We start from the raw sequence: 18,875 nt of genomic DNA on the forward strand, positions 1-18,875 counted from the left end.
ATGACTGAATACAAAAATATCGTCGTCACAGGCGGCGCGGGTTTCATTGGCTCAAACTTCGTACACTATGTGTATAACAATCATCCAGACGTGCATATCACTGTGCTCGACAAGCTGACTTATGCGGGAAATGTGCATAATATTGATATGCTTTTTGATAGTGGTCGCGTGGAGCTTGTGGTTGGCGACATTGCTGACCCTGAAATCGTGGATCAAGTGGCTGCTAAAGCAGATGCGATTGTGCATTATGCTGCTGAAAGTCATAATGATAATAGTTTGATTTCGCAGGATGAATTTGTGCAAACGAATTTCATCGGGACTTATACGCTGATTCAGGCGGCGCGCAAGTATGATTTGCGTTTCCACCATGTGTCAACGGACGAGGTGTATGGTGATTTGCCTTATCGTGAGGAATTGCCTGGACATGGCGAAGGAGTTGGCGAGAAGTTTACGCCGGAGACACCTTATAATCCAACAAGTCCCTACAGCTCGACGAAAGCTGCGAGTGACTTGATTGTGCGTGCTTGGGTACGTAGCTTTGGTCTTAAAGCTACGATTTCTAACTGTTCCAATAACTACGGACCTTTCCAACATATCGAGAAGTTTATTCCACGTCAAATCACGAACGTTTTGAGTGGCATTAAACCAAAACTTTACGGCGATGGTAAAAATGTGCGTGATTGGATTCATACAGAAGACCACAGTTCTGGTGTTTGGGCGATTTTGACGAAAGGGCGGATGGGAGAAACTTATCTCATCGGTGCCGATGGCGAAAAGAACAATAAAGAAGTGCTAGAAGATCTTTTGGTGCGGATGGGTAAAGAGAAGAATGATTATGACCGTGTGATTGACCCACGTGGCGATGCGCACGATAAGCGTTATGCGATTGACAACACAAAACTTCGTGAGGAGCTTGGCTGGGAGCCAAAACACACCGACTTTGAAAGTGGTTTGCAGGCGACGATTGACTGGTACCGCGAGAATGAGGACTGGTGGAAGACTGAGAAGGCAGCGGTTGAGGCGAAGTATGAAAAGACGCAGAAGGTAATAAAGTAGTAAAGTAAAAGTGGAACATAAATCCACAAAATCGGAGCTCGTCAAAATTTTCGAGGATATTGTTGACATTATGCTGGGGAAAGCGGACAAAAATCAAGCTTTTGAGCGAACAAAAACCAATCCCAAAATTACAGGAATTGCTGGAGATGTTATAGATGGATAAAGTAGAAAGAGAAAATTTGTTTGTAGAATGGATGAGTTCTCCAATTCACCCGACAATTAAGCGGACAACTTTAGATGCCTATATGGTAGCACTCAAAAAATCTTTCCACGTGTTTCCAGACTCAAATTTGGTGCTTGATATTTTCGCTTATTATAGATTGAGCGATTTTCAAAATTTTTTTCAAAAAATTCAGCAACACTCAGCTTATGACTCTCTCAACAAGGCAAATAACGGAAGCTATCAAGCGCTGTTGAAAAAATACGAAAAATATCTTATTGAGATGGAAAATTTGGACGATAGTCATATTTCTAAAGATGATTTTATTGAATGGGCGATCTTGAAGAAAAAAGCTTATAATTCAAATTGGATTACAAATTATGTGAAAGCATTAAAGTTTACGGCTTTTGGACTTCAAGAAAATGCTGATTTGCGAATTAATTTGTTTGAAATTGAAGATGAAAACACTTTTAGAATCGCGGAAACAAAGATTAGAGCAGATAAAAATTTTGATGTTCTCAATCAAGAGTCAACGCAAAAAAGTTTCTCAGCAGCTTTGGGGAGATATTCAGAATTCCTTTCAAGTGAATTTTATTTATCCAGAGTATTTTTCAATGAAATTGTTGAAGATACTGCCATAGATGATGAAATAAAAACTGAAATTGAGCGCACGGTCATTTCGCGTGTTGGACAATCTGATTTTAGGCGGGGCATTATGCGTCGTGACCGCACGTGTCTTATATGCCACCTTCCTTACTCAGAGCTTTTGCGTGCGAGTCATATCAAACCTTGGGCAAAATCCACAAATAAAGAACGATTAGATATTTCAAACGGGTTTCTCCTTTGTGCCAATCATGATGCACTTTTTGATAAGGGATTTATTAGTTTTGATGAAAATGGAAATCTCGAAATCTCAAAGGAAATCTCGCCAAAGGATTATAGTAAGTTAGTTATTGAAAAGTCAATGTCTATGAAAGTTGCTACCAATCAAGAAAAATACTTATTTTACCATCGCCACGAGATTTTTAGACATTAATTTTTGACATAATCAGTAGAGATCGCTATAATGAGCTATGAAAAATTTAGCTCTACTTGAAAGAATGTTGGAAGTGACGAAAAAACTGCCCGTAATTGATTTCTCCTATATTTGGGATGAAAGCGGACAGGATTGGGTACAGACAGATTTTGTCTTGAATAACTTTGAAGAAGCGTTGGAAGGTTACGGCTATGCGATTCGTTTAGGAGATGAAAATGAAAAAAATTTTGTGTTGTGTGAGTCCGAAAATATTAAGGATAATGTTTTGACCGAGCGGGATGTTCTGAGCGAATTTATTGGAGATGTATTGGGCTATAGTCCATTTGTGGATATGGATAGAACGCGTACACCAAAAGAAGACAGTTGGGGAAGAACTTGGAATGGTATTCATTGGTGGGAAATTTTGTACGGCTATTTTGGGGAAATGGCTCCAAAAATTTTGGGAGAGAAATCAGATTTAGATGTTTGGAAAGAATGGAAATAATTAAATTTTGATAGAACTTTGAAAGTGGTTTGCAGGCGACGATTGACTGGTATCGTGATAACGAAGATTGGTGGAAAGCTGAGAAAGCGGCTGTGGAAGCGAAATATGCGAAGCGTCAGAAAGTGATAGAATAAACTGGAGATTTTTTTATGAAAGCTATTGATAAAAAAGGAAAAAGTGTCGAATGCTGGGAAATTTCTGGCGATAAAGCGACGATGCCCGATTGGGTGAAGCAACTTGTGGCTGAGCTGGATATTGTTTTTCCTTTAGGCCAAGAGGGAAATATTCGCTTGACTCCCCACAAACTCCGCTGGGGCTGGGGTGTGCAAGGGTATAATGTTGCTTTTGGTAGCTTTCTAGTTGATGATGGAGAAAAGATTAAGGATTATTCAAGACTGAAATTTCATCAGGAATTTAAAATTGTTGAAGCATAGATTGAGGAATGTGACCAAATACGTCATCTTCGGATTAGAACTCATTGCTTTGCTGATCTGGTGGATTTTCCTGCAAACGTCACTGCTTCAAGCTATCGTCGGGACAATCGTTATCATCATTATTTCGCAGACCTTACATCAGTTGCTGAAAGCGCGGTGAAAAAGCTGTCAAATTTCTGAGTTTGAATTTATTTAGGAAAATAAATTTGGAATCTGAGAGGTATTTTATAATGAAATTTCTTAGAGTGTTATATTTGGTTATCAGCATTATGTTCTTTATTTCGGCATTTGTCAGGTTCTTTCTGGAAAAAAATCACTCGGGTGCCTGGTTAAATTTGGGCTTTGGCTTTGTTTGGCAGGCATTGTTTTTTATTGAAGCGAGAAGAAAAAAATAGCTTGTCAGCGCTGACAGCTCTGTCAAAAGGAGAAAAGATGGCTGAGGATTGGAATTTTTTTACAGAAACAGAGATTTGTGCGCTGCGAGCATCGGGGATTCTTATCAGAAAGGGCAAAATTTTGCTGGATCATGTGATGACTTTTGATGAATATTGGCTACCCGGTGGACACGTGGCAATCGGTGAGACGACTGAATCTGCCCTTCATCGGGAGAGGCAGGAGGAATTTGAGCAGGACTGCCAGATTGAAAAGCTCGCCTTTGTCAGTGAGAATTTTAGGCACTGGCAGTCTTATCAGACGAATTTCATCGAATTTGCTTATTTGCTGAAAGATGATGGTGAGATTTCAGATGACTTTCATGCTTTGACGCCTGACGATGCGGATGTTGAGAAAGTCTGGGCGGATCTGGCGGATTTGTCAGCGCTGACGGTTGCCCCACAGCAGCTGTCGGAGCTTTTGACGAAGGTGTCAGATGGGCTGCAGCACTTTGTCAGCACTGACAAATGAGGTTTTGTGCTAAGATAAGTGTAGAAAAAGGAGAAAAAAGTGATTGACCATATTAGTTTGACTGTGGCGGATGTTGCCAAGTCAAAGAAATTTTACGATGCGGCGCTTGCGCCACTTGGTTTTGTGGAAGTAGCTGCCAATGAGAATTTTGTGATGTATCGGCACGCGGATGGCAGTGTTTTCGGAGTTTCAAAAGGAATTGCGGCACCCATTCATTTTGCTTTTGGTGCGCCAACGCATGATGCGGTAAAAGAATTTTATGATGAGGCACTAGCTTTTGGCGGTACAGATAATGGCGCACCGGGTATTCGTGAAAAATATGCACCGACTTACTATGCTGCCTTTGTCATTGACCCTGATGGTTATCGGATTGAAGCGGTTTGTCACGCAAAATGAGACACAACTTTTTTGATTGTTTTGTTAAAAATAATTCAGCATTTTATCAGTCTTGCTGATGGAATAAGAGGCTTAAAATGGATAAAATTAGAAAACGGAATTTATCAGTTGGGGTGATTTGCTTGGGACTGGCTGTGATTGGTTATGCTAATTCAGGAAACAATGGTTGGTTTTATTTCGTTGGTTTACTTGCGATGGCGTTCGCTATTCTTTTTCTACTCATGGCATTGAACAAACAAAGTCGTTTTGTGGTGGAGCTTAAGACGGAAAAAATGCCTGAGGAAGTGCTCGAGAACGTCGAAAATTATCTGGTTAAAGAATTGAAATTTAAACTGAAGGATTATAAAGGGACGCTCGTTTATCAAAAAGGCGATGGCTTTTGGCTTCAGAAAAAATGTGTGCTGGTGGATACAAGTCAGAATCAGCTGGTGCACATTGAAGCTTGGGTCAGTGCGATTTGGCAAAATGAGAATGATTTTACGGGCTATGTTGGAACATTTCCCAAAAAGCGGCTTAAAAAGCAGGTTGAGCGGCTGATGGCGAGAATAGAATAAACATCATTTTTTTGACAGTTCTGTCAAAAATAGCGTTAAATAAAAATAAAAAAGGAAAAAATTATGATTTTAATCACAGGTGGAAATGGTCAGCTTGGCACGGAATTGCGCCATTTATTGGACGAACGAGGGGTGAGCTATACAGCAGCGGATGTTAATGAACTTGACATTACTGACAAAGCGAGTGTGGATGCGTTTTTTGATAAAAATCGTCCCACTGTCGTGTACAACTGTGCAGCTTACACGGCAGTTGATAAAGAAGAAGGCGAAGGAAAAGAACTCGGCGAGAAAATCAATGTGGACGGCACACGTAATATTGCACAAGCTTGTGCGCGCGTTGGTGCTGTGATGGTGCAGATCTCGACAGATTATGTGTTTGGTGGCGCACTTCCAATTGGACAAGAACGTTTTCCAGACGATAAAAAGCATCCAGAATCAGAATATGGCCGCACAAAAGATTTGGGAGAGCAAGCGATTGTTGCATCTGGTGCGAAATATTACGTGATTCGTACGGCGTGGCTGTTTGGATCTTACGGTCCAAATTTTGTCTTCACCATGCAAAAATTGGCACAGACTCATGCTGAGCTGACAGTAGTCAATGATCAGCACGGAATCCCTACGTGGAGTCGTACATTAGCTGAATTCATGACTCATTTGGTTGATTCTGATGCAGCGATTGGTTTTTATCACCTGTCTAATGACAAGAAAAAAGATGAAGATGTGACATGGTTTGATTTTGCAACAGAAATTTTGAAAAACACAAAAACCATTGTGAAACCTGTGGATAGCTCTGCCTTTAAGCAAGCTGCAAAACGTCCGTTCAATTCTACGATGAATTTGGACAAATCTAAAGCAACAGGATTTAGCATCCCCAGCTGGCAAGAAGCCTTAGCAAAGATGCTTGAACAGGGTGATCTACGCGCTGACAAGGCAAAAACAAAAGGCGAAAGCTCAAAATAAAAGCAGAGTGATTCTGTCAGTACTGACAGAATTCTTGCTTTGAGAGGAAATATGATGAAACACATTTTTATCATTGGAAGTCGAGGTCTTCCTGCAAAATATGGTGGTTTTGAAACTTTTGTAGAAGAGCTTGTCAAACATCAAATCAATAAAAATATCAAGTATCATGTGGCTTGTCAAAGCGAGAATTCAACCCTCGCAAAAGCAGGAGCGCATTTTGAGTATTTTAATGCGGATTGTTATACCATCAAAGTCCCAAATATCGGGCCTGCACGCGTTATTGCGTATGATTGTTTAGCCATCAATACAGCACTCCAAATCATTAAAGAAAAGCAGATCCATGCCCCTGTTTTCATTATTTTAGGCAATACGATTGGCGGATTGATTTCACATTTTGCAAAAAAAATTCACGCGATTGGTGGCACTTTATTTGTCAATCCAGACGGATTAGAGTGGAAAAGAACCAAATGGTCAGCGCCTGTACGACGTTATCTCAAATATGCTGAGCAAAAAATGGTGCAGCACGCAGATTTGATAATTTCAGATAATCAAGGTATTTTGGATTATCTCACCCACACATACGGGAAAATTCACAGCGAAGTGATTGCTTATGGAACAGCACAAAATTACTCTGATTTGACAAAATCTCCAACTTTGGTAAAATATAAAGTTGATAGTTATGCTTTGATTGTCGGAAGATTTGTCCCTGAAAACAACTATGAAGCATTGATTTCTGGCTTTATGGCAAGTCATAGTCCGCATGATCTTGTCATCATCACAAACTATGAAGGCAATCCTTATTATGAGACGTTGCTAAAAAAAACACATTTTGATCAGGACAGCCGTATCAAATTTGTTGGCACCGTTTATGACCAAAATGAATTGCGATACATTCGCGAAAATGCCGTTTTCTACCTGCACGGGCATGAAGTCGGAGGGACAAATCCAGGGCTATTAGAAGCGCTCTGGTCCACTCCAGTCAATGTGGTTTTAGATGTCAATTTCAATCGAGAATCTGCTTGTGATAGCGTGATTTATTTTAAAAAAAGTCAGTTAACATCCGTCATTGATGGTCTGTCAGTACTGACAGAAATTCAAAAAGACAAGCTTCATCAAAAAGCACAAACCCTCGTCAAAGAAAAATACACATGGGAGAAAATTTGCAAACAATACGAAACCTTGTTTTTAAAGGAGTAAGTCGTTGAAAGTTAATATTTTAATGTCCACCTACAACGGCGAAAAATTTGTCGCGGAACAAATCAAAAGCATCCAGCAACAAACATTCACGCAGTGGCATTTAATCATCCGAGATGATGGCTCAAAAGATAACACGTGTGACATCATCCAAGATTTTGTCAGTACTGACAGCCGCATTCGACTCATCAAGGCTCAAAACGTTGGGGTAATTGACTCATTTTTCTCACTGACAAAAATGGACACTGCTGATTTTTATTTCTTTGCAGACCAAGATGACGTATGGCTTTCAAACAAATTAGAGTTGATGCTCACAACGGCTAAAATGCACGAGCAAACCAAACCAAACCTGTATTACACAGACTTAAAAGTTGTGGATAAAAATCTGAACGTCATTAGCGAATCCATGATCAAAAGTCAGTCCGATCATGCCAACACAACACTTATTCAAGAGCTGACAGAAAACACTGTCACAGGAGGAACTGTTGCCGCCAATCACGCGCTCATTGAAAAATGGACAGATACTAAAGGAATCATCATGCACGACTGGTATCTCGCCTTAGTTGCTGCGGCACTCGGTCAACTCATTTATATTGACGAACCAACGGAACTTTATCGCCAACACGACAGCAATGTATTAGGTGCAAGAACCTTATCCAAACGCGTCCAAAATTGGTTTAATCACTGGCTCAAAAAATACTGGTGGCTCATTACCTCAAGTCAAGCACAAGCACAAAAAATACTTCATTTCACTGAACTCTCACAAGAAAAAAGAACCCTCATCGAAAGTTTTGTGACCTTGCTTGATCAGCCACTAAAGACACGCGTGCAGCTCCTCCATAACACCCATTTGAAAAAAAATAAAACACTACATACCCTCATTTTCAAAACGCTCATCCTCACAAAAATAGGATACAAAAAGGAAAAAAATTAACATGAACTTTTTCAGCCGTAGAAACCAAATTCTACTCAAAGAACTCGTCAAAACAGACTTCAAACTAAGATACCAAGGCAGCGTCATTGGCTATCTTTGGTCAGTTTTAAAGCCTATTCTTCTTTTTGTAATTATGTATTTAGTTTTTGTGCGTTTTATGAGATTCGGTGCAAGCACCCCTCATTTCGCAGTCGCCCTTCTTTTAGGAATCACAGTATGGAACTTTTTTGGAGAAGCAACAAATGTTGGGATGCTTTCGATTGTGAGCAGAGTAGATTTACTTAGAAAAGTAAATTTTTCAAAATCTGTTATCATTTACTCTGTCATTGCAAATGCACTGATAAATCTGATCATTTCTCTTGTAGTGGTTTTTGGATTTGCTCTGATCAATGGCGTTCCTTTGGGATGGAATATCATTTTCATCATCCCCTTACTGATTGAATTAATTCTTTTTACTACAGGGTTAGCTTTTATTTTATCAACACTTTTCGTCTATTTTCGAGATTTAGGTCCCATTTGGGAAGTGGTGATGCAAGCAGGATTTTACGGCACACCTATCATTTATCCAGTGACACAAATTTCCACACACCATCTTCTTGTAGCAAAACTTTTGATGCTTAATCCAATGGCACAGATTATCCAAGATTTACGTTATATTTTAACTTTTAGTAACAATACTAATCCAACACTTTGGCAATTATGGAACAACCCATTTGTTGTGATTATCCCCTACCTCATCCCTTTGATTATCTTTGTTTTAGGATACTGGATTTTCACAAAACACGCCTATAAATTTGCCGAAATTATCTAATGAAAGAATTAAAAAATGTCTGAAATAGCAGTAAAAATTGACCATGTCAGCAAATACTTTCGTCTCCCTACTGAAAGCTCAACAAGCTTGCGTACAACTCTGATTAATCGTCTCCGAGGCATTAAAGGATATAAAGAACAACATGTTTTAAAAGATATCAATTTTGAAGTCGAAAAAGGTGATTTTTTCGGTATCGTTGGCCGGAATGGCTCAGGAAAATCAACACTTCTCAAAATCATTTCACAAATTTATAAACCCGAACAAGGAAAAGTCATTGTAAATGGGAAATTGGTAAGTTTTATAGAACTTGGCGTTGGTTTTAATCCAGAACTTACAGGACGCGAAAATGTCTATCTGAATGGAGCGATGCTAGGATTTGCTCCAGAAGAAATTGATCGTATGTATGATGAAATTGTCGAATTTGCAGAACTTAAAGAGTTCATGAATCAAAAGTTAAAGAACTATTCCAGTGGAATGCAGGTGCGACTGGCTTTTTCTGTCGCCATAAAAGCTAAAGGGGATATTTTGGTCCTTGACGAGGTATTAGCAGTTGGAGATGAAGCGTTCCAAAGAAAATGTAATGAATTTTTTATCGAAACGAAAAAAGATAAGTCAAAAACAGTGATCTTGGTGACTCATGACATGAGCGCAGTTCAGCGCTATTGTAACAAAGCAGTTTATATTTCAGACGGATTTGCTTCTGAAAATACCGAGGTCCAACATGTCACAAATCTCTACTCCGCAGATAATTTAAAAGTATCTCAACAACTCCAACAAGATGAATTGGCGGATCGGGTCTGGTTAACGACAAATTCTGAAAAATTATTGACCAAAGCAACGGATAAACTTTCGTTTACCATTCACTTTGAAGCAAGAACAGCTCAAACAAAAGCAGAAAAAAAACTTTATCTGTCATACTTTCTTTATGACGCTACAAGGGGCGGAGCAGCGTATGAATCTCCCGCAAAAGAGGTTCAAATTGGAGCGCAACTCCAATTTGAAATTCCAATGACAAATTTCCATAATACGGAGTTTCAAATTGGAGCAACATTACGTAAAGATCCATCAGAGTGGGAGAATGAAAATCCATTATCCCAAACAGAAGTAATTACAGTCACACAACCAGGGGATGACATTCGCTTTATTTATCGCAATCCAGAAGATAAAGAAGCCGCAAGTTTGCTCAAATCTCTATAATTTAGTTTTGCAAAAGAAAGGAGAAAAGATGCCAAGCCAATTTGACCGCGCCAAATATATTTTGACAAAAAATCCAAAATTATTAGCAAAATTACCACAAAAACTAGTGAAAAAAGCACATCAACATCTTCACTTCATTTCAGATGTCAAACTTAAAATGAATCAAAATAAACGGACCAAATCACGACAAGCAAATAATTATGACGCACCAAAACGTGCACTGATTTATGTCATCTACGAAAATGAGTCCGCCCTACAAACTTATAAAGTCATTTTTTTAGCTGCATTAGCTGCATTATCAGAAAAAGTACTGATTGTGGTCAATGGTGATTTATCTCAAAACGAGATTAAAACACTATCAAAATATGGTCAAGTTGAACTCAGAGAAAATACAGGATACGATACAGCAGCTTTTAAATACGGAATTTTAAAGATGGCTCCTCACTTCCAAAACTTTGATGAGCTTTTATTAGTCAACGATACAAATGTAGGACCAATGACGAATCTTGAAAATGTTTTCAAAAAAATGAGCTCCAGAAAATTGGATTTTTGGGGGATTTCTTATGGAGAACCTCAAGCAGACTTTACGGGATATAACCCTTATGGCACCATTCCTGAACATCTTCAATCCTACTTTCTTGTTATTGAGAAAAACATGTTTCAAAGCCCAGAATTTTTAGAATATTGGAAAAATCTTACAAATACCGATTCTCGAAATAAAGCAATCGGAAAGCATGAAACGGTTTTTACAAAGTATTTCTCAACTTTAGGATTTACTCATGGCGCTGTTTCTGGGAATAATGCTGACTCTGCGATGTATATCCATCCCTTGACAATGTTAAAAAAATTTAACGTCCCACTTGTAAAATATACAGCATTTGCAAATGATTCGGATGATAAATTTGCCTGGCAAGGTTTAGAAAGAAAAACAGAAGTTCCAGAATTGATTGACTATATCAAAACCGAGACCTCTTTTCCTAATACAGTACTTTCAGAAGTAATACAAACCATTCAAAATAAATCACACACCTCACATATTCTCATTATTGATGGTGTTGAAAACCAAATCCCACAATGTACAAGATATCGAGTGATAAACAAGGCCGAACAACTTCGCAGTTTAGGAGAAACAGTTTGGACAATCAACGCCAGTGAATTTCAGATGGGTTATGCAGAGCATGCCAGTCACATTATCATCTATCGTACACCTTACAGCGAAACATTCGAAAAACTCATCCAACTTTCTAAAAAATACCATAAACCTATTTATTATGATATTGATGATCTTGTCTATGACACGACTTATACGGATCAACTGGATTATGTTCAAACACTCAAACCAGAAGACAAAGCCGCTTATGACCAAGGGGTTAGAAATTATGGTAAATTAATGCAGCTCTGTGATGGATTTATTACATCTACATCAGTCCTGAAAAATGAGTTATTAAAATTCAAAAAACCTGTCTATCTTAATCGTAATCTGGCCAGTAATGCACTAATTATCTTAAGCAAAAGCGCTCGTGAACAAGTAAAAAAAGAGTCACAAAAAGTAAAACTAGGTTATTTTTCTGGATCTATTACACATAATGAAAATTTTAATCTCATTATGCCGGCTCTCCTTAAAATTCTAACAGAATTCCCACACGTCGAGTTGCATCTTGTTGGACACTTAACACTGCCTGCAGAACTAAAGAAGTATAAAAAACAGCTTATCTTCCATGATTATGTAACTTGGGAACAACTTCCAGCACTTATTGCAGAAGTTGACATTAATCTTGCGCCACTGGTTGATAGTATTTTTAATCGTGCAAAATCTGAAATCAAATGGATGGAGGCGGCTTTGGTGGATGTTCCAACACTAGCAAGCAATGTTGGAAGTTTTGCTGAATGTATATCAGATGAAGAAACAGGGTTATTGGTTTCAGATGAATCATGGTATGATAAGCTGAAGGAATTAATCACGCATCACGATAAATTGAACGATTTAGCGCATCAAGCTCATAAAAAGGTATTGTATAATTATCAAACAGCGCAACACAAAGATGAAATGTCGGAGGAACTTCATGGCTCAACTGAAACGCATTAAACCAACAACAATTTTTGTTAGTTTAGCCTTATGCTTTGGAATTATAGCAGCAATAATTATGCCCGTTGCTTCAGCTCCTGACGAGACTTATCACTTCAATAATAGCTTCAATATCTTTTTTGAAAATGAAGCGATGACAAAAAACTTATCTAAAACATCCTCCCAACAAACGCTTCTAGGTGCTAAAGATTTATTTGCTATCCGAAATACTAATATCGCTGGAAGTGCAGATGATTTATACAAAACAAGTTTGACCCGAAAAGTAACACAATTAAAACATTCACGCTTTCGACTGAGCTTGAATCGGCAAAATTTAATCCACCTTCCGCAAGCATTAGGCATTTTGATTGCTTATTTCATCTATCCAAGTTATGGGCTGATGTTTATTTTTGGAAGGCTATGTAATTTATTCTTTTACACGGGGTTGATATATGTAGCGATAAAAAAATCTGCGTTTGGGAAACTTCCGATTGCATTAATTGCATTATTGCCTATCAGTATTCAACAAGCTGCCTCTCTTTCTTATGATACGTCTTTATTTGCATCAGTTTTTCTTGTTTTTTCATTAATGACTAATATTTGGAAAAATAATTTTAAAATTTCTAGGAAATGGTGGCTATATCTTCCTCTGATTTTACTAGGACTTTATCTAACAAAAAAATCGGCACTCATTATGCTTGCATTAATTTTTACGGTTCCCGTTACTTTCTTTAGAAATCAAAAATTAAAAAAAGCATTAGAAGCAGTTTGGAATTTTTGTAATAAGTATAAATGGTTAGTAGGAGTGGGAATGATAATGGGATCTTTTCTAGTCTTTAGATTTCTTTTCACAAACTACGGCGGTTTTATGAGATGGCTGCATATTATGTTTAATACCTATTTTGTAACATGGATTAATACTAACCTTGATCCAATTGTTGTGTCAGGAATGGTAGGCTCTTTTGGAGCTCTAACTTACCGTTTACCAGAATGGCTAATCATTTTGACGTTTGTGGTGATGTCTTGGATCATGTTAAGCGATGAAAAGATTAAGTTAGATAATCGAGTCGTTTTTATCTCAAGTTGCATTTTTATATTTAATATTCTTATTACAGGAACGATGATGTATAAAGGATGGACTGGAGGTGTTGGAAATGTGAGCATTGGGGAGCAGGGCCGATACTATACTCCGTTTTTGATATTCTTACTCCCGCTTTTCATGAAGTTATCAGAAAGTATCAAATTGGAAATAAAACCATGGCATCGGGAAGTACTGACTTTTACAATAAGTTTTATTAATTTATTTCTATTTGTCGTGTTGACCGTATTATTTTGGTTTACAAAAGGTTAATTTATGAAAAATATTTTATTTATCTCCCCAACAGGAACATTGGATAATGGTGCTGAGATTTCAATTTTTGAATTACAAAAAGCCCTTCTTGCAAAAGGATATGGTGTAGTAAATGTCACACAATCATCGGGAGATCTTCCTTATAAAAAAGCCTTTGAGATGGCAGGAATTAAGAACTTTATGTTCAATGCTGTAAAATGGTGGTGGGAAGATGCTCCTGGCCCAGTTCAAGGAACTGAACGTGAACTTTACCATTACTATCGTGAACATATTTTAAAAATTCAACAGATTATCAAAAATGAACATATTGATTTGGTGATTACGAATTCAGTAAATATGTTTCAAGGAGCAGTGGCTGCTGCAATAGAAGGAATTCCACATTTTTGGTTGATTCATGAATTTCCTGAAGACGAATTTTTATACTATGTGGATAAATTAGATTTTGTTGACCAGTTTTCAACGGCTATTTTTTCAGTACAAGGACGCCTACAAGAAAAGTTGCAAGAAATGTTACCAAATCGAGTGATTCACAGTTTTTATCCATTTACAGAAATTTCTGAGGAAAAGCTATCTGAAGGGGACAAAACCCGAATTGTATCGGTTGGTCGACTCACAGAGCGAAAAAATCAAATGGAACTCTTAGAGGCGTATTATCGGCTCAAACAGCCAGAAATAGAGTTAGTGCTAATTGGAAATTTTGATAAAGCATACAAAAAAAGAGTTGAAAGTTTTATCAAAGCACATCATCTCACGAATGTAACACTTGCAGGACCACAAGCAAATCCTTGGGCGATGGTTACTAACAGAGATCTCTTTGTTGCCCCATCTAAAATGGAAACGTTTGGATTAGTTTATGTTGAGGCGTTACTTCATGGTGTACCAAGCATTGTTTCTGATAATCCTGGACACTTATCAGCAAACGAAATTTTTAATTTTGGACAATTCTATGAATCTGGAAATATTGAGCAATTAACACATCTGCTTTCTGAAAGTTTAAAAAATAGAGAAATACTAAAAAAAGAAAGTTTATTAGCCCTTTCAGATCTTCGAAAATCCTATTCCGTAGAAAATGCTTACCAAGAAATTTTTGATCTTTTAGAAGAAAATTCTATTAGAAAAAGTAATTCAATTAGACATTTGCAGAAATTAGTTACGATTAACGATAATAATCCAGACCGATTTATCGCTAAATTGAAACATTATCTTAAGTCTTTACTGATTAAAGCGAGAATACTACGATGAACCTGACCATCTGCCTTGTTGCATACAATAAAAAATTTACAGAGACAGTTAGCTATAAGCAACTCATTAGTTTTAGCAGTGTTGTCAAAAAGTGTTTAAATTTAGTTGTTGTTGATAATGGTAAAAAAAATTATACTGAAACAGTGATGCCAAGTGATTTTTTATCCATGAAATATTATTTTAATCCCAATCTTCATGAAAGAGGAACACGAGTTGCTTATCAATATGTACTCGAAACGATGGAAGATTATTGGTTAATGTTACTTGATGATGATACAGAATTAACAGAAGGTTATATTCAAAAAGTTTTAAATGAATTGGGAAATCCAGAGATTAATGCTTTTTGTCCGCTAATTTTTGATGGAGAAGTGCAAATTTCTCCCACGCAAAGTGAAACAATCAAGAATTTGAATTTCCCTCAAAAATCAGGAGTTTATATCGAAAATATTACAGGGATTTCAAGCGGGTTAGTGCTATCAAAGAAGTTCATGTTAGAAATCAAAGAGTTTAGTAAGGAATTTCCACTCGATTACTTAGACCATTGGATTTTTTGGCAGCTCAGAAATCAAACAAAAAAAATTAAAGTTATTGATGAAAAAATTCAGCATCACCTTTCAGTTCAACATTTGAAAGAATTATCAAAAGAGCGTTTTATCACTATTTTTACATCAGAATATCACTATTATCAGCATTATCAACCCGAACAACTCTACTCAATCAGGAAGAAATATGTTAAAATGATAGTTAAAGCTTGGCTTAAAGGAGATTTTTTTCCTGGAAAAGCACTTATAAAAATAATACTAGAGAAGAAATAAAATGGTGCAACCAAAAATATTATTAATTATCCCTGCCTATAATGAATCAGAAGGGATTGTTCAAGTCATAAATAAAGTGGATGAATATCGTAAAAAATCAGATTATCTCCTTGATTACGTTGTCATTAACGATGGTTCTACGGATCACGAAGAACAAGTACTCCGAACAAACGAAATTAACCACATTGAACTCATTCAAAATCTAGGAATTGGTGGTGCAGTACAAACAGGGTATAAATATGCACTCGAAAAAGAGTATGATATTGCTATTCAATACGACGGAGATGGACAACATGATATTGAGAGCCTCCCGTTTCTTATCGATCCAATCTTAACAGGAATGTATGATTTCACAGTAGGCTCACGTTTTTTAGAAGAAAGTAATTCTGAATTTCAATCCTCAACATTACGACAAGCAGGAATAAAAATACTGTCCTTTTTAATCTATATGACTTCAAAAATTAGGATTAAAGATGTGACAAGTGGGTATCGAGCAGCAAATAGAAAAGTAATCTCACAGTTTGTTGAACGCTATCCAAGACAATATCCAGAACCAGAAAGTTATATGCACTTATTTGCAAAAAAGATTCGAGTAAAAGAAGTGGGTGTAAGGATGTTTGAAAGGGAGACAGGGACGTCTAGTATCAGTTTGTTTAAAGGAATGAGTTATATGATTAGTGTGTCTTTAGCCATCCTATTTTCTGCAATTATGGGAGGAAAAAAATCATGATGCCATTAACGTTAAGAATTTTAGCTATTATTTTAGCGCTCCTTTTTTTCGTTTATACGATTCGACTTATCAGAAAAAATTTAGCCGAAGTTCGTCACATGATGAAGTGGTTCATTTTGGCATTGGTTATCTTATTTGGTGCGTTATTTTCAGAATTTGCAGCAAAAATAGCATATGCTTTAGGGATAAAAACCTTATCCTCTTTCGCCCTATTTGTGTTAGTTGCAATGCTTGTCGTTATTTCTTTACGGTATCAAATTTCTCTGATTGCAGCTGAAAAACAAATTAAAAATTTAATTCAAGAAGTTTCAATACTGCGTAAAGAAATGAAGGATGCAGAGATAGAGAAAAAAGAAAATTCCACAAAAGAGCAAGAAAATAAAAAGGGAGTAAAGAATTAAGTGAGTAAAATTTTAACGGTAACAATTCCGTCGTATAACACAGAAAAATACATTGATGAATGCTTACCCTATCTTATTGATGAACAAATCATTTCAGACATTGAAATCTTAATTGTTAGTGATGGCTCTAAAGATAATACGGTGGCCGTTGCACAAAAGTGGGCAGATAAGTATCCTGACTCAATTCGTGTCATTGATAAAGAAAATGGGGGACACGGTTCAACTATAAATCGAGGGATTTTAGAAGCAACAGGCAAATATTTTAAAGTGGTAGATGGAGATGATTGGGTTGTTACTAAAAATTTTGTCAAACTTGTCAATTACTTAAAACACACAGAAGTTGATCTTATCAATAATCCTTATTTAGAACACGATGAAGAAACCTCTGCTGAAACGCTCATGATGAAACTCAATATTCCTTCAAATAGACTCATCAAACATGAAAAAATAATTGAGCAAATCAAAATCCCACCAATGCACACAATTACTTATAAAACTTCAATTTTGAGAGATAATAGTATCATTATCGATGAAAAAATGTTTTATGTGGACGTTGAATACATCTGCTACCCACTGCCATTTGTTAAGACATCTGTTTATTTAGATTATCCTGTTTATATCTATCGTACAAACTCAGGGACGCAGTCTATGGCGGTTGGTAATATGGTTAAAAATCGTAAGATGCATTTAACAATGACAAAACATATCTGGAATTTCATAAAACAAATACCAGCTATAACACCAACAACTGTAAAAAAAGCATTATATCAACGTTTTTCAGAACTCATTATTGCACAATATGTGATTAATTTATCTATCCCAAATAAATTGGACAGAAAAAAAGAAACGATTGCGTTCACCGAATTCTTAAAAATTGAGAAAGTATTAGAAAATCCAGATATTTTGAACTTGTCCAAACTGCTAGTTCGTACAAATGGAGGAATTATTCGACCTGCCGTAACAATTAGAAATGGACTTCAATCCAATAAAGCTTGGCATGTTATTGAACGAAGTATTTTAAATTCGATTAAAAGAATGAAAAAATAAGGGCTTGATAGTACCGTTAATCAAACGTCTAAAACACCAATGAAATCGATAAGCAAGGTAGAAGATATAAAAAAGAGAATACTTCTTTGTCTGGAGTATTGAATCAAGGAAATAAAATGAAAAATTTAAAACCTCTAGTCAGTGTGATTATTCCAATCTATAATGTTGAAAAATATTTGCAGGAATGTCTAGAATCGGTTGCTAATCAAACTTATAATAATTTAGAAATTATTCTAATCAATGATGGTTCCTTCGATGGCTCACAGATAATTGCAGAGAAATATATTGAAAAGGATAAGCGATTTCATCTTGTAAATCAAGATTGTCAAGGAGTTTCTTATGCAAGAAACAAGGGGTTAGATCTCGCGCAAGGCAGTTACATTATGTTTTTGGACTCGGATGATAAAATAGCATTGGATACAGTTGAAAACTTATTGTTGCCGATTAATGGGAAACATCGCATCTTTTCAATGGCAAAATACTCTACTCGAGATACTTTAAAAGATAATCATGCCGAAGCACAGGTGATTTCTGTTAAAGGAAAAATGATAGATCGGATAAAAGCTGTACAAACGTCAGGTTATCCGTCCTTTAGCCCGTGGGGGAAATTATATAGTCAAGATGTTTTTAAAACGCTACGTTTTCCTAATTTGTCTATACATGAAGACACGTCAATTATTTTACCTGTAATAGACAATGTAGATGAGATTGTTCTCATAAATCAGTCTCTTTGGTATTATCGACAAGTGAAGTCTAGCTTAACAAATATCAAAATATCAGAAAAAAACGATGACATTTTTGAAAAAAATAAACTGCAAATAAATTTTGCAAAGGGAAAGCATCCAGAAATCTTAAACTATGTTTATATGTTATGTATGAATGAAAATGATTTTGTGATGAGTAAGTGTTTGAAGGACAAATCTGATTTATCTCAAAAATTATTTCAACGATGTTTTGAGCAAAATAGAGAATTCTCAGAGAAAATACAGCAAAGAAGATTTTTATATCGCTCCCCCAGTGTTTATCGCGTCATTATGCCATTAATGGATAAAGTATTAAAATCAGATGTGATAAGAGGAGTGGTTAAAAAATTCTTGACTTGAGA

General features: G+C 36.5%; 20 protein-coding genes and 1 pseudogene. All 21 read left to right on the plus strand.

Annotated features, from left to right (window positions below; genetic code table 11):
- The 21 genes and pseudogenes from rfbB (at position 1) to GHI93_RS05950 (ending at position 18,873) form a co-directional block, all read left to right on the plus strand.
- Positions 1-1,056, plus strand: a complete 1,056-nt coding sequence (gene rfbB, locus GHI93_RS05850) for a dTDP-glucose 4,6-dehydratase (protein ID WP_153496141.1) — start codon at positions 1-3, stop codon at positions 1,054-1,056.
- Positions 1,057-1,211: 155 nt separating this feature from the next.
- A complete protein-coding gene (locus tag GHI93_RS05855) occupies positions 1,212-2,252 on the plus strand; it encodes an HNH endonuclease (RefSeq protein ID WP_153496142.1) in 1,041 nt (346 codons plus the stop codon).
- A gap of 37 nt (positions 2,253-2,289) precedes the next feature.
- Positions 2,290-2,736 carry a hypothetical protein gene (locus GHI93_RS05860; protein WP_153496143.1) on the plus strand — a complete coding sequence of 149 codons (447 nt, stop codon included), beginning with the start codon at positions 2,290-2,292 and terminating at the stop codon, positions 2,734-2,736.
- A gap of 14 nt (positions 2,737-2,750) precedes the next feature.
- Positions 2,751-2,870: pseudogene (locus tag GHI93_RS05865) on the plus strand (dTDP-glucose 4,6-dehydratase); the annotation flags it as partial.
- 15 nt (positions 2,871-2,885) lie between these two features.
- Entirely contained in the window at positions 2,886-3,170 is a 285-nt protein-coding gene (locus GHI93_RS05870; RefSeq protein WP_153496144.1) for a hypothetical protein, read from the plus strand.
- A gap of 372 nt (positions 3,171-3,542) precedes the next feature.
- The gene (locus GHI93_RS05875; RefSeq protein WP_246177041.1) at positions 3,543-4,073 is read left to right on the plus strand and encodes an NUDIX hydrolase; all 531 of its coding nucleotides are present in this window, start codon (positions 3,543-3,545) and stop codon (positions 4,071-4,073) included.
- A gap of 39 nt (positions 4,074-4,112) precedes the next feature.
- Positions 4,113-4,469 (plus strand): VOC family protein, encoded by a 357-nt coding sequence (locus GHI93_RS05880; protein ID WP_343030321.1) that lies wholly within the window; start codon positions 4,113-4,115, stop codon positions 4,467-4,469.
- A gap of 77 nt (positions 4,470-4,546) precedes the next feature.
- Complete coding sequence (locus tag GHI93_RS05885) at positions 4,547-5,023, plus strand: hypothetical protein (RefSeq protein ID WP_153496145.1); 477 nt, start codon at positions 4,547-4,549, stop codon at positions 5,021-5,023.
- 63 nt (positions 5,024-5,086) lie between these two features.
- Positions 5,087-5,983, plus strand: coding sequence for a dTDP-4-dehydrorhamnose reductase (gene rfbD, locus GHI93_RS05890; protein ID WP_153496146.1), 897 nt, complete (start codon positions 5,087-5,089; stop codon positions 5,981-5,983).
- A 51-nt stretch (positions 5,984-6,034) separates the two neighbouring features.
- Entirely contained in the window at positions 6,035-7,180 is a 1,146-nt protein-coding gene (gene cps2T, locus GHI93_RS05895) for a beta 1-4 rhamnosyltransferase Cps2T (RefSeq protein ID WP_153496147.1), read from the plus strand.
- A 4-nt stretch (positions 7,181-7,184) separates the two neighbouring features.
- Positions 7,185-8,111 carry a glycosyltransferase family 2 protein gene (locus GHI93_RS05900; protein WP_281347479.1) on the plus strand — a complete coding sequence of 309 codons (927 nt, stop codon included), beginning with the start codon at positions 7,185-7,187 and terminating at the stop codon, positions 8,109-8,111.
- 1 nt (position 8,112) lies between these two features.
- On the plus strand, positions 8,113-8,922 hold the full coding sequence (locus GHI93_RS05905; protein ID WP_153496148.1) for an ABC transporter permease: 810 nt from the start codon (positions 8,113-8,115) through the stop codon (positions 8,920-8,922).
- Between the two features lie 15 nt (positions 8,923-8,937).
- Entirely contained in the window at positions 8,938-10,119 is a 1,182-nt protein-coding gene (locus tag GHI93_RS05910; protein ID WP_153496149.1) for an ABC transporter ATP-binding protein, read from the plus strand.
- 28 nt (positions 10,120-10,147) lie between these two features.
- A complete protein-coding gene (locus GHI93_RS05915; protein WP_246177042.1) occupies positions 10,148-12,205 on the plus strand; it encodes a rhamnan synthesis F family protein in 2,058 nt (685 codons plus the stop codon).
- Complete coding sequence (locus GHI93_RS05920; protein ID WP_170272402.1) at positions 12,183-13,535, plus strand: DUF2142 domain-containing protein; 1,353 nt, start codon at positions 12,183-12,185, stop codon at positions 13,533-13,535. Before GHI93_RS05915 ends, GHI93_RS05920 begins: the two co-directional genes overlap by 23 nt.
- A 3-nt stretch (positions 13,536-13,538) precedes the next feature.
- Positions 13,539-14,777 (plus strand): glycosyltransferase family 4 protein, encoded by a 1,239-nt coding sequence (locus GHI93_RS05925; RefSeq protein WP_153496152.1) that lies wholly within the window; start codon positions 13,539-13,541, stop codon positions 14,775-14,777.
- Positions 14,774-15,592, plus strand: coding sequence for a glycosyltransferase (locus GHI93_RS05930; protein WP_153496153.1), 819 nt, complete (start codon positions 14,774-14,776; stop codon positions 15,590-15,592). Before GHI93_RS05925 ends, GHI93_RS05930 begins: the two co-directional genes overlap by 4 nt.
- A gap of 1 nt (position 15,593) precedes the next feature.
- Positions 15,594-16,322: a glycosyltransferase family 2 protein gene (locus GHI93_RS05935; RefSeq protein WP_153496154.1), complete on the plus strand. Its 729-nt coding sequence runs from the start codon at positions 15,594-15,596 to the stop codon at positions 16,320-16,322.
- Positions 16,322-16,723 (plus strand): DUF2304 domain-containing protein, encoded by a 402-nt coding sequence (locus GHI93_RS05940; protein ID WP_153496250.1) that lies wholly within the window; start codon positions 16,322-16,324, stop codon positions 16,721-16,723. The genes GHI93_RS05935 and GHI93_RS05940 overlap by 1 nt, the downstream gene beginning before the upstream one ends.
- Positions 16,724-17,770, plus strand: a complete 1,047-nt coding sequence (locus GHI93_RS05945; RefSeq protein ID WP_343030322.1) for a glycosyltransferase family 2 protein — start codon at positions 16,724-16,726, stop codon at positions 17,768-17,770.
- 116 nt (positions 17,771-17,886) lie between these two features.
- On the plus strand, positions 17,887-18,873 hold the full coding sequence (locus tag GHI93_RS05950; RefSeq protein WP_153496155.1) for a glycosyltransferase family 2 protein: 987 nt from the start codon (positions 17,887-17,889) through the stop codon (positions 18,871-18,873).
- Positions 18,874-18,875 lie beyond the last annotated feature (2 nt).

The organism is Lactococcus hircilactis (genome assembly GCF_009601015.1).
GTDB lineage: Bacteria > Bacillota > Bacilli > Lactobacillales > Streptococcaceae > Lactococcus > Lactococcus hircilactis.